At 67.3% G+C, this 13,371-nt stretch carries 14 protein-coding genes; all 14 read right to left on the bottom strand.

The genetic code is table 11. From position 1 onward, the window contains the following. Positions 1 to 30 precede the first annotated feature (30 nt). Positions 31 to 1,047, bottom strand: a complete 1,017-nt coding sequence (gene ccsB / locus MA875_RS11210) for a c-type cytochrome biogenesis protein CcsB (protein ID WP_248242378.1) — start codon at positions 1,045 to 1,047, stop codon at positions 31 to 33. An 80-nt stretch (positions 1,048 to 1,127) separates the two neighbouring features. Then, the gene (locus MA875_RS11205; protein ID WP_248242377.1) at positions 1,128 to 1,760 is read right to left on the bottom strand and encodes a M23 family metallopeptidase; all 633 of its coding nucleotides are present in this window, start codon (positions 1,758 to 1,760) and stop codon (positions 1,128 to 1,130) included. Between the two features lie 270 nt (positions 1,761 to 2,030). After that, positions 2,031 to 3,380: a M23 family metallopeptidase gene (locus tag MA875_RS11200; RefSeq protein ID WP_248242376.1), complete on the bottom strand. Its 1,350-nt coding sequence runs from the start codon at positions 3,378 to 3,380 to the stop codon at positions 2,031 to 2,033. A 50-nt stretch (positions 3,381 to 3,430) separates the two neighbouring features. Continuing rightward, on the bottom strand, positions 3,431 to 5,050 hold the full coding sequence (gene lnt, locus MA875_RS11195) for an apolipoprotein N-acyltransferase (protein WP_179561439.1): 1,620 nt from the start codon (positions 5,048 to 5,050) through the stop codon (positions 3,431 to 3,433). A gap of 3 nt (positions 5,051 to 5,053) precedes the next feature. Beyond that, positions 5,054 to 5,995, bottom strand: coding sequence for a cytochrome c oxidase assembly protein (locus tag MA875_RS11190; RefSeq protein ID WP_248242375.1), 942 nt, complete (start codon positions 5,993 to 5,995; stop codon positions 5,054 to 5,056). Then, positions 5,992 to 7,686 (bottom strand): cytochrome c biogenesis protein ResB, encoded by a 1,695-nt coding sequence (gene resB, locus MA875_RS11185; RefSeq protein ID WP_248242374.1) that lies wholly within the window; start codon positions 7,684 to 7,686, stop codon positions 5,992 to 5,994. The genes MA875_RS11190 and resB overlap by 4 nt, the downstream gene beginning before the upstream one ends. Next, entirely contained in the window at positions 7,667 to 8,434 is a 768-nt protein-coding gene (locus tag MA875_RS11180; RefSeq protein WP_248242373.1) for a cytochrome c biogenesis CcdA family protein, read from the bottom strand. Before MA875_RS11180 ends, resB begins: the two co-directional genes overlap by 20 nt. After that, positions 8,431 to 9,033 (bottom strand): TlpA family protein disulfide reductase, encoded by a 603-nt coding sequence (locus MA875_RS11175; protein WP_248242372.1) that lies wholly within the window; start codon positions 9,031 to 9,033, stop codon positions 8,431 to 8,433. Before MA875_RS11175 ends, MA875_RS11180 begins: the two co-directional genes overlap by 4 nt. Next, on the bottom strand, positions 9,030 to 9,365 hold the full coding sequence (locus MA875_RS11170) for a DUF6804 family protein (RefSeq protein WP_248242371.1): 336 nt from the start codon (positions 9,363 to 9,365) through the stop codon (positions 9,030 to 9,032). The genes MA875_RS11175 and MA875_RS11170 overlap by 4 nt, the downstream gene beginning before the upstream one ends. After that, positions 9,362 to 9,910, bottom strand: a complete 549-nt coding sequence (locus tag MA875_RS11165; protein WP_248242370.1) for a signal peptidase II — start codon at positions 9,908 to 9,910, stop codon at positions 9,362 to 9,364. Before MA875_RS11165 ends, MA875_RS11170 begins: the two co-directional genes overlap by 4 nt. Further along, positions 9,900 to 10,628, bottom strand: coding sequence for a copper resistance CopC family protein (locus MA875_RS11160; RefSeq protein ID WP_248242369.1), 729 nt, complete (start codon positions 10,626 to 10,628; stop codon positions 9,900 to 9,902). The genes MA875_RS11165 and MA875_RS11160 overlap by 11 nt, the downstream gene beginning before the upstream one ends. A 13-nt stretch (positions 10,629 to 10,641) precedes the next feature. Further along, positions 10,642 to 11,634 (bottom strand): flavin-containing monooxygenase, encoded by a 993-nt coding sequence (locus MA875_RS11155; protein WP_248242368.1) that lies wholly within the window; start codon positions 11,632 to 11,634, stop codon positions 10,642 to 10,644. 26 nt (positions 11,635 to 11,660) lie between these two features. Beyond that, positions 11,661 to 12,329 (bottom strand): DsbA family protein, encoded by a 669-nt coding sequence (locus MA875_RS11150; RefSeq protein ID WP_179561481.1) that lies wholly within the window; start codon positions 12,327 to 12,329, stop codon positions 11,661 to 11,663. A 93-nt stretch (positions 12,330 to 12,422) separates the two neighbouring features. After that, positions 12,423 to 12,875, bottom strand: coding sequence for a hypothetical protein (locus MA875_RS11145; protein ID WP_039712034.1), 453 nt, complete (start codon positions 12,873 to 12,875; stop codon positions 12,423 to 12,425). Positions 12,876 to 13,371: the final 496 nt, after the last annotated feature.

Below are 13,371 nucleotides of genomic sequence, written 5' to 3'. Positions count from 1 at the left end.
CCAGTTCATGTGAGGAGTTGCGGAAGAGGATCAAGTGAGGCCGGAGTAGGAGTGGAGGCCCTGGAAGAACATGTTCACGATTGTGAAATTGAACAACACCGCGACGAACCCGATGATGGACAGCCAGGCGGAGCGGGTGCCACGCCACCCCCGGGTCGCGCGGGCGTGGATGTACCCGGCATAGACCACCCAGATCACGAACGTCCACACTTCCTTGACGTCGAAGCCCCAGTAGCGACCCCAGGAGTCGTTGGCCCAGATCGCACCGGCAATCAGGGTGAAGGTCCAAAACACGAACCCCACGATCGCGAACCGGTAGGCGAGGGACTCGAGCACGTCGGCGGTGGGCAGAGTGCGCAAGAACCCGGGACCGGCGGGGTGGGCAGTATCCGAGGATGCTCGGGCGCGGCGCTCACGGCGGGCCTGCAGGAGCTGGGTGATGGAGATGCCGCAGGCGATCGCGAACAGGGCGGTGGCCAGGGAGGCGACGAAGACGTGGATGACCAGCCACACGCTCTTGAGCGGATCCATCAGCGGCACAACTTCGACGTAGAACGAGATTGTCGCCCCGCCGAGCAGCAGCACCACCATGCCGATGAGAAACGCACCCAGGAAGCGGAGGTCGTAGCGGCGCAGCACCAGCAGGTAGACGGCGACGATCAAGACGGTGCCGGTTAGCGCAAACTCGTACATGTTCGCCCATGGCACCCGCTCTGCGGCGATCCCGCGCAGGATGGTGCCGGCCAGGTGGAACAGGAACGCGAGGACCGTCAGCGACGTTCCGATCCGTGCCCACAGCAGCCGTTGCCGCTGTGGAGGCGGCGTGCGAACGCTATCCACCGCCCCACTCTGGGCCTTTTCCGTCTGCTGGCTCGCCCGGGCGGTAGCGCCGGCCAGGACCGGCTCTTGCTGTGGGACGCCGGCGGGGACGGAGCGTTGAGCCAGGTCGATGGTGTACGCGATGAACGCAAGCAGGTAGGTGCCGATCGACGTCCACACCAGCAGCAGTGAGATGCCGTCGAGGGAGAGCGGGTCGGTTCCGGTCATGGCAGGGTCGTCCTCTTCGTTATCTCGGTCAGGGAGTGCCCGCGAGCGGGGTGGTGCGGAAGATCCGTGCGGCACATGGGTCAGCCCGCGTTCGCTTCCAGCCAGGCCAGCGAGTCCACGGCGGTTCCGTCGAGGTAGACCTCAAAGTGCAGATGGTTCGCGGTGGAGCGGCCCGTGCTGCCCACGAGTCCGACGGTCTGCCCGGCCGTGACGGTCTGACCGGCGGCGACCTGTCGGCTGCCGGTTTGCATGTGGGGGTACACCGTCCTCACCTGTTGCCCGTTCAGAACGGATTCCACGACGACGGTGACCCCGTATGCGCCGTAGCTGTCCTGTGAAATCCGCACGACACCGTCGACGGAGGCGTAGACGGGGGTGCCGCCGGCAGCGACCATGTCGGTCCCCATGTGCGCGCCGCCGCGAGCTCCAAACCTGTCTGTCACAGTGAACGGGCCACCGACCGGCCACCGCACGGCTCCGCTGCCAGGGGGCACCATGCCGTAGTCGAACGGTACCGACGCGACCTGCGCGGACGCCCGCGCACGCTCAGCGGCTGCTTGTGCCGCTGCTTCTCGCGCCTTTTTCTGATCAATCTCCTCCTGACTGGTGGCAGCGTAGCTGTCGCGGGTGAGCTGCGCTGCGCCCGCATCGGACGCGACGACCAATGACTGCGCGTCCTCCAAAGCGACCTGCTGCAGTGAGCGGGTTTCCAAGTCCGCGGGCTGCCAAGCCCCGTACGCCGGGAGAGCAAAAGTGGCAACGAGACCAGCAACCATCGCAAGGACTACCAGCGTCCGTGCTGGGCGCAACGACGTCGGCCTACGCAGAGCACTTGCTGCACTGGGCGCGCGCGACGTCACGGATGCGCACGAAGCGGGAGGCGGTGTCGCGAGCCCTCGAAGACTGCGTCGTGTCGGGACCGACTGGAGGTGATCCCCCGTTGGGGTGGTCCGTTCAGCCATGGTGTCCTCCTTCATTTCCGGTCAGATGGAGACGCCGCGAGCGGCGAGGAAAGTGGCGGGGTTGACCGGGGAGCCGCCCACGTACACTTCGAAGTGGAGGTTGCAGCCGAACGCGTTGCCGGTCTCTCCCTCACGGGCGATCAGGTCGCCAGCATTCACGCGTTGCCCGTACCCGACGTAGAAGCCGCCGTTGCGGATGTGGGCGTACCCGGTGCCGATCCCCTCGCCGTGGTCGATCTTGATGTAGTTGCCGTAGCCACCGTTGTACCCGGCGTAGACGACGGTGCCCGCCGCGACGGCATAGATCCCCGCGCCGCAGCCGCCGCTGAGATCCACGCCGTAGTGATAGCTGGTCGAGCAGTACCCGTTTCCGCACTGGGAGCTGCGCGGCCCGAACCCCGACGTGCGATTCCCTGATGTCGGCCGTGCCCATCCGGAGCTGACCACACCCCCGCCGCCGCCCGAGGCGGCGAGCCGTTCTGCTTCGGCACGCTCCGCCGCTCGCCGCTGCTCCTCGGCGATGCGGGCAGCCTCGATTCCAGCCTGATAATCGGCGATGGTTTTCGCGGTGGTGTCCTCGAGGGCGGCGAGCTGGGCCTGCAACTCGCCGAGATGGAGAGTCTGCGCGTCCACCGCGGCCTGTGCGGCATCCGCGGCCTGCTGCGACTCGAGCATCTTCTGCTCGGCGACCTGCTGCAGCCGGTCCCGTTCGTTTCGGGCGACCACGGCCTGATCGGTGAGGCTCTGCGCAGCATCGCGGGCGGTGATCGCGGCCGCATACGCTCCCTGGTTGCGTTCCAGCAGCTTGTCCATCACGCCCAGCCGGGACAGGAGATCGTCCGCGGTCGCTGCCGACCCGGAAAAGAACAGTTCAAGGGAGGCTGTGTCGCCCCCATCGCGGTATAGCTGCGCGGCGATGCGGCCGGCCTTGTTCGCCGCATCGGCCGCGTTTTGCGCTTCCACGTCGGCTTGGGACTCCAACGTGTCGGCCCGGAAGGAGGCGTCGAAATACTCCTGCTGGGCGGTGTAGAACGCACCAGCGGCCTGCTCGGCGGCGGTGCGGGTGCGCGCCACCTCACCGTTCAGGCTCTGGATAAGGCCCTGGATCCGCTGCACCTCAGCGGCTTTGGTGGCCTCCTTTGCTTTCGCGGCTTGCACGTCCTCCCAGGACGGATAGGTCGCCGCGAACGCTGGCGGCAGCAGCGGGCCGCCGACCAGGACGGCGACCGAGCTCAATATTCCCGCGGTCAGCAGAGTGCGCCGGCCCACACCAGCCCGGAATGCGCGGCTCTCCGCGGGCGTGGGCGCGCACCCACACTCCTCCGCCATCAAATCATCAGGAAGGGTGAGATCACTGCCCGTCGCCAGCATTCGCCGCGACCCGGCAAGTCGACCTCCGGCAGGCCTCTCCCGTGGCGTGTTCATGACTGCCTCCCCGGATTAGTCGAACGATCTGCGCCGTCCGCACACGTGCGAGCACGGTGGGAGACCCCCGCCGCTGTGAGAGCGCCGACGGCGGCGAGGATGATGAGAGCCGTGAGCCAGGGACCGAGGATCACCGCGGGGGTGAGTCCGGTGCGCAGTGGGACGGCGCCGATCGACGCGCCTGCGGTGTCGACGCCGATACTGTCGAGGGTGGTGCCGTCAGGGGCGATCACCTGACTGGTGCCCACCGTCGAGACGTTGACCACGGCGCGAGCGGTTTCGATGGCGCGCATCCGGGCGAACGCGAGCTGCTGCAGATTCTCGTCGGTCCCACGGAAGTCGGCGTTGTTGGTCTGGAACACGAACACCTCCGCGCCGGCGCGGGCGCCCTCCCAGATCACAGCGTCGTAGATCACGTCGAAGCAGATCGCCAACCCCACCCCGACATCGCCGACCCGCACAATCGGCGAATTGGTGCCTGGGGTGTACTCCCGCTGGATCAGTCCCACCAAGTCGGGGACGATCAGCTCGTAGAACCACCGGTCGGGCACGTACTCCCCGAACGGGACCGGATTGACCTTGTCGTGCCACTGCCGGTCCGTGGGATCCGCAGTCCACAGCAGGGAGGTGTTGAAGACATCGTCGCCGCGGGTGGTGGCGGCGTTCATCAGTAGCGGGGCCTCGGCCGAGCGCACGACCCGGTTCAACGCCTCGGCGGCGGCGGGATCACTGAGCGGGTCGGCGTCGACGCCGCCCTCCGGCCAGGCCAGCAGATCCATCGGCTGCCCGTACAGCGGCACAGTGGCGGCGGTCTGCGCGGCCAGGACGTCGCCAGGCGCCTTGTCGTCGAAGTACCCGGTCGGGCCGTTTCCCTGCACCCATCCCACGCGGAACTCCCCGGCCGGCGCGGTGGGGAACTGCGGTGTCACGACCAGGAGAACAGCGACGCTCACGGCAGGGTGCAGCCCCAGCATGAACCGGAGGCCGCCAGCGCGGACCCACTGCACCACAGAGGCGCACACCACGACAATCAGCAAGGAGAGGCCGTTCACGCTGGTCCACGACGCGACCTCCGCGAGCGGCCCGCCCACCTGGGTCATGCCGAGGCGCGCCCACGGGAATCCGGAATACGGCCACGCGCCCATCACCACCTCCCGGGCTGTCCACAGAACCGCGATCAGCGGCGGCACCACGAGCAGCTGCACGGCCCCGCGGGCCGGATATCGGGCGGTCCACCGGTAGGCGAGGGTGATCGGCACCGCACCGGCGCCGAACAGGACCGCTTCCAGCCCGGCGAGGGCAAGCCACGGCACCGGGCCGAGGAACTCCCCCACCCACACCAGATGTGTCATGTAGAACACGGCGCCGAAGACCGTGCCGACCAGCAACGCTCCGCCGGTGCTGCGGCCGATCAGCGCCACTAGGGCGACCGTGACGCTCACGAACGTCAACGGCCACCACCCCACCGGCGCGGAGGCGAGATCCAGCAGCAGGCCGGCGGCCCCGGATGCCAGCACCGCCGCCCACACCGGCAGCGACCACGCCGCAACGGTGCGGCGCGGCGCCTCCAGCTCCGGCGCGGCGGCCGACGCAGGGGTGGGCAGGGTCGTGCGCATGGTTCAGGTGTCTTTCTGGTGGAGGCGGGCGAGGTAGTCGTTGTAGGCGTCGAGCTCGGGATCTCCGTGGACGTCGGCGCGACGGTCGGCGGCGACCGCCTGGGCGGTGTCGTCGCGGAACCAGCGGTGCATGACGTAGATGAGCATCAGCAAGGTGGGGGCCTCGCCGTAGGACCAGGCCAGCCCACCGGCGAGGCCCTGGTCTTCGATTGGGTCGATGCCCAGCGCGCTCGTCGGGCCGGCGAACCCATCGATGAGGGTGGTGGTGGCCATCATCAGGAAGACGCCGAAGAACGCGTGCAGGGCGGCTTCGGCGAACACGTCCAGGGCGCGGCCGCCGTGACTCATCCGCACCGGCAGCGGGTCAGACGACAGGATCGGGATGGTGAACAGCATCCCCGCGACCAGGAACCCGACCTCGAGGAGGGTGTGCCCGGTGATAGTGGACAGGATCGGGTCGGCGAAGTTCGCCAGGTACAGACCATAGAACGCGGCCAGGTACAGCGGCACCGCCAGCCACGGGCTGAGCAACCACCGCGCGGTGCGACTGCGCAGCCCAGCATGCGCGGCACGCAGCACCAGGAGACCCGGGCCGTGGTGCGGAGTAGCGCGCAACAGCAGGGTGCCGGGAGAGCCGAGAACCAGCAGCGGCGGGATCGCCATCATCAAGGTGAGCTGCTGGAACATGAACACCGAGAACAGGGCATACCCATAGTTCTCCACCGCCAGCCCAGTCACGGCGGCAAGGGCGACGCAGCCGAGCAGGAAGCTGATCGTCCGCCACACCGGCCAGCCCCGGCCGCGCGCCCACATGCGGATCGCGCCAGCAAGATAGACGACCGCGAGGAGTCCCGCGAGGATCGGCAACACCGGGGCCGGAAGCGGGGCCGGGGTGAGGAACCCGCCCAGGGTCGGCGGGGCGTCCGGAATCCACACGGTCGTCACAGCGTACCCTTCGCCGGCTGGTCTACGCCGAGGATCTGCGCGTGGCGGGCCGCGAACTCGTCGACGGCGCGTGCCAACGCAGGGTCTTCGCCGCGGGCCAGCCCCGCGTATTCGACGTGCACGCCACCCGGGGTGGTGTGCGCTTTCACCCAGAGCCGCCGGCGGGGCACGAACAGGCCGGCGAACAGGCCCAGGGTGGCAAGGACCGAGAACGCGAGCACCCAGCCGCTGCTGGGGTCCCGTTGGATCTGCAACGACGCGAACCGCTTCACCGGCTCCTCCGCCGTGACCTCCTCCCACGTAATAGTGCCCCACCCGTTCGGCAGGTCCACTGTGGCGCCGGGAGTGAGCTCGAGCGAATCGACCGCGGTGTCGCCGCCGGTGTGCTGGGTCAGCCCGTCCACTTCGAGCGTGTACACCGATCTCGGAGTGCCGTCGTCGATGCCCAGATCACCACTGAACACATTGAGCGTCATCACGGGATTGATGACGTCGGGGTAGATCGAGGTAAACGCGCCGGAGGGCAAGACGCCCTGGGTGGGGTAGAAGAACCCGACCAACCCGACCTGTTCGGGTAGCCCATCCGGGATCTTGATGATCCCTAGCGAGGTCATGTTGCCGTCCTGCGGCAGGAACGGCTGCGACTCGCTGTACACCACCTCGCCGGCGGCGTCGCGGATCGTGAGGGTGGGGGCGTAGCCGTTGCCGAGCAGGTAGATCCGGTCACCCTCGACGGTGATCGGGTAATTCACGATCACGTTCTGCGGCCGGTCATCCTGCCCAGGCTGGCGGATGGTGACGTCCGCGGAAAAGTCGCCGGCCTGGCCTGCGCCCGGGGTGCCAGGGAGCCGGTAGGAGACCTGGAAGTCATCGAGGGTGAGCGAGTAGGGGGCAAGACCTGTGCCGTCGACGAACCGGCCGGGGTTGAACGAGGAGTAGTCGCTGAGCGCGTTCACGAACGTGGTGCCTTCCACCACCACTCGTTGCCCCGTGTACGCGAACGACCCGCCGATTCCCACCGAGACCAGCACCCCGACGAGGGCGACGTGGAAGATGAGGTTGCCGGTTTCCCGCAGGTATCCGCGCTCGGCAGACACCGACGCGGCGCCGCGGGCGTCGTAGCGTTCCACCCGGTACCCGGACTTACGCAGCTGCTCTGCCGCGACGTCAACCGCGTGCGCGGCGACGTCGGGCTGCGCGTCCCCTACCGGGATGGTGGCCTCTCGGTACTCGGACAGGCGTGATAGCCGCGCCGGGGTGCGCGGCGGGCGAGTGCGCAGCGCCTTGTAATGATGCTTGGCGCGTGGAATCACGCAACCGATCAGGGAAGTGAACAGCAGCAGGTAAATCGCGGAGAACCACGGCGACAGGTACACGTCGAACAGCCCAACCGCGTCCGCTAGCGGGAACACGTCGGGGTTGTTTCGCTCCCACTGGATGACCCCGTTGGGGTCGGCGCTGCGTTGCGGGAACAGCGACCCGGGCACGGCGGCGATGGCGAGGAACAGCAGCAGCACCAGCGCGGTGCGCATGCTGGTCAGTTGCCGCCACGCCCACCGCAGCCAGCCCGTGATGCCGAGTGCCGGCTGGGTGATCTCGGTTGCGGTATCGACGTCGGTGTCGGCGTGGTCACGGGGCCGCAGCGGGTCGGCTGTGACGTCGGTGCCGGTGTCAGAGCGGGAGGGGGACATTGATCACCACCTGTTGCAGCTGCGACATCAGCGCCGTCCACAGTCCCGTGACCATCAGCAGGCCGAGGGCGATGAGCATGGCCCCGCCGATGATGTTCAGCGCCCGGATGTGGCGGCGCAGGAACGTGACCGATCGGGACGCCCAGCCCCACCCGGCCGCGAGGATCAGGAACGGGATGCCTAGGCCCAGCGAGTACGCCAGCCCGAGCAGGCCGGCGCGGGCGGGGTCGCCGAGGTTCCACGACATCGAGATGATCGCCGCGAGTGTCGGGCCGATGCAGGGGGTCCAGCCGACGCCGAGCGCGAACCCCAAGAGCGGCGCGCCGATCAGCCCGGCCCTGCCCTGGGTGCGGGGGCGGAGGGTGCGCTGCGCGATGCCGAAGAAGCCGAGGAACACCAGCCCGAGGGCGATGATGATGATCCCGAACACACGGGTGAGGATGCCCGCGTATTGCAGCAGCAGGTATCCGAAGGTGCCCCCGAGGATCGTTACGGCGACGAAGACGATCGTGAACCCGGCGATGAATAGTGTTACGCCAAGCAGCAGCCGGGCGCGCTCCGCAGTGGCGGTGCGCCCGCCGTTCACGGTGGGAGATGTTGTGGTGGTGGTGGTGCTGCCGAGGTAGCCGAGGTAACCGGGCACCAGTGGGAGAACGCACGGGGACACGAAGGAGACCAGCCCGGCGAGGATCGCGACCGGGATCGCGACCCACAGGGCACCGTCGACGATGACCGCTCCCGGGTTCACGAGCTGTCCTCTGCGAGGGTGTCGGCGACCAGGGTGGACAGGATCGATGCGCTGGCCAATTGCCCGATGATCCGCGCGGCGACCCGCCCTTCCTGGTCGATAACCAGGGTGGTGGGGGTGGCCTGGATTGGGGTGACCTGCGCGAATGCGAGTTTCACTTTGCCGTCGTTCACGTCGATCACGCTCGGGTAGGTGACGTTGTTGTCGCGGGCGAAAGACAGTGCGGTCGCGGGCTGGTCGTAGGTGTTGACCCCGAGGAACGCGACACCCTGCTCCTGGTACTCCTGCCAGACCTCCTCGAGCAGCGGCGCCTCGACGATGCATGGCCCGCAGGCGGCGTACCAGAAGTTCACCACCAGCACCCCGCCGCGGTAGTCGTCGCTGGACACCGTCTCGCCGGTCTCGGTGACGCCTTCGAACACCACCGGCTCTCCACGATCGGCGTCGGGGATCTCGACGATCTGGAAGTCGCCGGAGATGTAGCCTTTCTCGTTCCCGTCCCGGTACTGCTGCGCGAGCGAGTCGCTGGATCCGCACCCGGCGAGCAGCCCAACCACAAGCAGAACCGAGGCGGTGGCGATCAGAGGGCGGTGGTTCATGGTCGCTTGACCTTGATCAGTGCGCCGGCCACCAGGAACACGACCGCGGCGACCGGTTGCGCGGCCGTCCACACCGGGCCAGTGAACGGAAACGGGAACACCGGGTTCCAGATCACCACGATCGCTGCGAACACCGGCACCCACCACCACTGCCGCGCCTGAATCGCGAACCAGCCGACGATGACCGCGAAGATCGCGGTGACGAACAGCACCAGCGTGAACCAGTCCCCGCCCATCAGAACCGGCGCGAGGAACAACACCGCGGCCGCAAGCAGCCCCGGGGCGAACGCGTTGCGCTGATACACAGACGGGGTGCGCTGCTTAGCCATCATGACCCGCTCACCGCCGATCCCGCCGGCGCTGCCCCGCCGGTCACCCCGTCATTCGTTGTGTCCGTGCGGGCGCGCCGGTCTCGGACCCAGATGTTCAGGCCGAGCACGATCACGCCCGCGCCGAGGGCGACATCGGCGAGGTTTCCGATGAAGAGGGTTCCGTAGGCGAGGAAGTCGGTGACGTGCCCGACCCCGAAGCCAGGCGGGGAGAACAGCCGGTCGATCACGTTGCCGATCGCGCCGCCCAGGATCAGCCCGATCCCCACCGCCCACCATCCCGTCCGTGCCCGCGCCGCGGCGACGATCAACACCACCACCGCGCCGACGCCGAGGAGAGTGAGTAGCCCCGTGAACCCGGCGCCGAGAGAGAGGATCGCGCCCGGATTGAATGCGAGCTGCAGCCCGAGCAGATCTCCCAGCAGCGGGAGGCGCTCGTCCTGGCTCAACCCGCTGAGTGCGGCCGCTTTCGTCGCCTGGTCGATCAGGACCACCACGCCGGCGGCCAGACAGGCGATCGCGAATCGTCGGGACTGCTCACGATTCATCAGCGGGACCGTCCTTCCTCGTGTCTCCGCTGCCCTGACCGGACGCAGCAGCTGCGGCTGCTCTGTCGCGACGGCGGCGCTCTCGAGCCACCATGAGTACGACAATCAGAGCGCCGCCGACAACGATTACACCGCTCACGACCGCGAAGACGGGTAGAAGCTCCCCCCCTCCGGAGGGGCCGTTGTGAACCTCTGCGGAGGTCGCGGCCGGGGTCGTCGCAGACGGTTCGGGTGTCTGTTGCTCGGTCGCTTCGGAGATGGGGGTACTGGTGGGCACCGCGACGGCTTCGACGGTGTACTGGTACTCATTGCTGATCGGGTGCCCGTCGCTGGAGACGACCCGCCACCGCACCGTGAAGACCCCAGTCTGACCCGGCCGCACAGCCTGGGTGACGGTGGTCCCGTCAATGATGGGGTCTCCGGACGCGAGGTTCTGCCCGTCTGCCGCGACGACCTCGATGATCACCGCGCTGAAATCGGTGAGAATCTCCCCGCTGAAGGTCAGCGAGATCTCCTCCGGGACCACGGTGATCGTGGAACCGGGTTCCGGGGAGGACGAGACGATCTCATCGTGCGCGGCCGCGGGAGCTGCAACGGCGAACAGCAGACCGGCGGTCAGCAGCAGCGCCGCCAGCCCGGGCAGAACGGAGCGTCGACGGACCCCGGGGGTAGGTGATCGGCGCCGGGATGCGCGGACGGCAACGGGTATAGAGGTCATGGTCTCGGTCCTTTCAGGGCCGGTTGATGATGTGCTGGGCGATCGTCGTCGCGTCTCTCCGAACCCCTGCCACGGTGTCGGACCCGCGACCGCCGTACTGCGGCATCCCCGCCACGAACAACCCGGGAAGACCGGTCATGGTGCGCCGAGGCCGAGGAGAACTGGGCGGTTGCGGCAGCCAACGATCACCAGGGTCGTAGCCGGTTGCGAGAATCACCGATCGGGGGGAGAAGTGGGTGCTGTCGGCGAAGGTCACTACCGCGCCGCTAGCGGCTTCCACTGCGGGGGTGATCGTAACGCCCGCACGGCGAAGCCGCTCGTAGCTGTCGCCAAAGACAGGCTCGGGTCGCCTCTTCCGCGACAACAGCGACACGCTTTCACCTGCTGCGGCGGGGTAGCTTCTCTCAGGCCGATGCTGCCGCGGAGTGCGCACGGACAGCGTGACGGTGTGCGAGGCAGATAATTCGCGGGCCAGCTGCACACCGCTGTTTCCGCCGCCGACGATCAGCACGTCGCCAGCGGGGATCTCTTTTGGGTACAAGTACTCGCTGCTGTGCATCACTACCCCTGGCACCGTCAGCCCGCTCGCCCAATCGGGAACCCGGGGGTGAGTGTGCGCACCGGTCGCGCAGACCACGTTGCGGGTCTGCACCTCACCCGCTGTCGTCGACAACAACAATGTCGAGCCATCTCCCCGATGCTCCACCCTGGTCGCGCGGACGCCCCAGACCGTCTCCACACCAAAGCCTGCTTCTACGAAAGTGAGATAGTCAGCCATCTCATCCGCGCGCGGATGCCGGTGTTGATCACCCAGCAGCCGTCGGGAAGGCAGCGCGCTGTGGCGGGCGTCGCTGAGCAGCTTCATCGAATGCCACCGCGACGCCCAGGAACGGTGCCCAGGCGGGGCCGCGTCGATCACCACGAAATCCTGTTGCGGTCGAAGACCTACAGCGCTCAGCGCCACAGCGACCGCGAGACCGGCCTGCCCGGCGCCGACGACGATCACCCGACGATGCGACAACCCCGTCCGCATCACTGCCCACCGCTCACCGCAGCCTGGACGGCATTCTCCAGGTCATCCCACTCCTGCAGCTCGGCGAGTTTCCCGTCGATGAAGAACGTAGGTGTGCTCCTTACCCCCAGAGCGCGCCCCTCCTCGAAGTCAAACTCGACACGCTCGGTCGTCGCTGGGTCCGCCACCGCGGCGTCATAGGCCGCCATGTCCAGGCCGAGCTCTTCCGCGAAGCCGCGGAACAAATCGGCACGCGACTCCTGCGCCTCGCCCCACTCCGCCTGAGTCTCAAACAACCGGTGGTACATGTCCTCGAACCGGTCCTGCTGCGCGGCCGCTTCCGCAGCTACCGCGGCGTTCTTTGAGTTGAAATGACCCGGCAGAGGGAAGTAGCGGACCACATACGTGATCTCCCCGTCGAATTGCTCCCGCAGATCCTCCACAATCGGGTAGAACGCCCCACATGCCTCGCATTCGAAATCCAGGAACTCCACCACCGTGACCGCTCCCTCACCTCCGCCATCGAGAATGTGCGAGTTCTGCCGCACCAGCTGCGACGACGAGGAGCCGTTCCCGGATGAGGGCAGAGCGGCTTTGCTCTGATTGATAAGGACATAGATCAACGCGGCCCCAATCAGCACCACCACAACGGCAATACTGATCAACGTCGCCTTTACTGACGTTTTCATCGGGTACTCCAAACCAAGACACAACACAGGACAGCACCCGAGCACACACAGCCCGGGACGAAACACCACCACCACGGGGCGGCGTGCCAGATGTCAGGTTCGAGAAAGACCCAGCTGAGTCAACGACAACACGACCGGGTGCGCGCTCAGGGCCGGCGCAGGAAACAGCGAAGGCACCCGAGGTGCCTCACGGAGAACGGGCGGCATCCGTCGGTGCCATAGCCTTCGCAAAGCCACCATGAATGTGAGGCCACACAGAACACCGAAGACACACAACGCCGCACCGGCCAGCGCGTTCGATCCGGACCATGCGCCGCTGCCGACTTCCTCGTGCTCTGCGGGGGCGTCGGCCACCGGTTCCACGTGCGGGTCCATCAGCCCGGATACCACGAGCGGAATAGACGTCGCCTCACTCGATTCCGAATGCGCCGTTGCTGCCAGACCGAGCATCAGTAGCAACGCCAGACCGATGCTAGTAATGAGCCTCATTATCAACCACTGCTCGTTCAGCGTCGCGGAACGCGGAATCCGGGCTGAAGAGACCATCCCCCACAGCCTACAGTGCACACCAAAGAGCACTCAGATGCCGACACATCCCTGCTGGCGAGCGGGCGTCGGAGCCCCTTCCCGGTTCTCTTCGGCCGAGCCACTGCGGGGCCCCGGTTTACAGCTGTAAGCGTCAGCTTCGGCTCGCCCGGCGGAACCTGTGCGTGAGCACCGCGGCGACGACCGCGAACGCCGTGGCGGCGAGGCCGGCGGGCACGAGCAGATAGGGCACGATGACGAGCATGGAGCGAGCTAGGAAGCTCTCAACGGGGATGAAGCTGGCGAGGGTGCAGATCAGGCTTACTAGGGCGTGTTGATCAAGAGGTTCCGCTCCTCGGTGGGTGAGTCTTGAACGGTGACGCGACAGGATGTCCCGCGTCAAGTAGTTGGCAGGGTTTCTTCGATTTCGAAGTTGGGGGTGGTGGGGTCGGCGGTGCCGGCGTAGACGTCGGCGGGCCGGTTCCAAGCGATCGCTTCGTGTGGTCGGACGTGGTTG

Source organism: Microbacterium kunmingense (assembly GCF_023155745.1).
GTDB classification, from domain to species: Bacteria; Actinomycetota; Actinomycetes; order Actinomycetales; family Microbacteriaceae; genus Microbacterium; species Microbacterium kunmingense.
This window is presented reverse-complemented; position numbering and strand designations above follow the sequence as displayed.

What these genes read in the sequence shown, in the direction of transcription:
- MA875_RS11145 (WP_039712034.1), bottom strand. Translation starts at nt 12,875, where the DNA reads ATGGTCTCTTCAGCCCGGATTCCGCGTTCCGCGACGCTGAACGAGCAG.
- MA875_RS11150 (WP_179561481.1), bottom strand. Translation starts at nt 12,329, where the DNA reads ATGAAAACGTCAGTAAAGGCGACGTTGATCAGTATTGCCGTTGTGGTG.
- ccsB (WP_248242378.1), bottom strand. Translation starts at nt 1,047, where the DNA reads ATGACCGGAACCGACCCGCTCTCCCTCGACGGCATCTCACTGCTGCTG.
- MA875_RS11175 (WP_248242372.1), bottom strand. Translation starts at nt 9,033, where the DNA reads ATGAACCACCGCCCTCTGATCGCCACCGCCTCGGTTCTGCTTGTGGTT.
- MA875_RS11200 (WP_248242376.1), bottom strand. Translation starts at nt 3,380, where the DNA reads ATGCTGGCGACGGGCAGTGATCTCACCCTTCCTGATGATTTGATGGCG.
- MA875_RS11160 (WP_248242369.1), bottom strand. Translation starts at nt 10,628, where the DNA reads ATGACCTCTATACCCGTTGCCGTCCGCGCATCCCGGCGCCGATCACCT.
- MA875_RS11165 (WP_248242370.1), bottom strand. Translation starts at nt 9,910, where the DNA reads ATGAATCGTGAGCAGTCCCGACGATTCGCGATCGCCTGTCTGGCCGCC.
- lnt (WP_179561439.1), bottom strand. Translation starts at nt 5,050, where the DNA reads ATGCGCACGACCCTGCCCACCCCTGCGTCGGCCGCCGCGCCGGAGCTG.
- MA875_RS11170 (WP_248242371.1), bottom strand. Translation starts at nt 9,365, where the DNA reads ATGATGGCTAAGCAGCGCACCCCGTCTGTGTATCAGCGCAACGCGTTC.
- resB (WP_248242374.1), bottom strand. Translation starts at nt 7,686, where the DNA reads ATGTCCCCCTCCCGCTCTGACACCGGCACCGACGTCACAGCCGACCCG.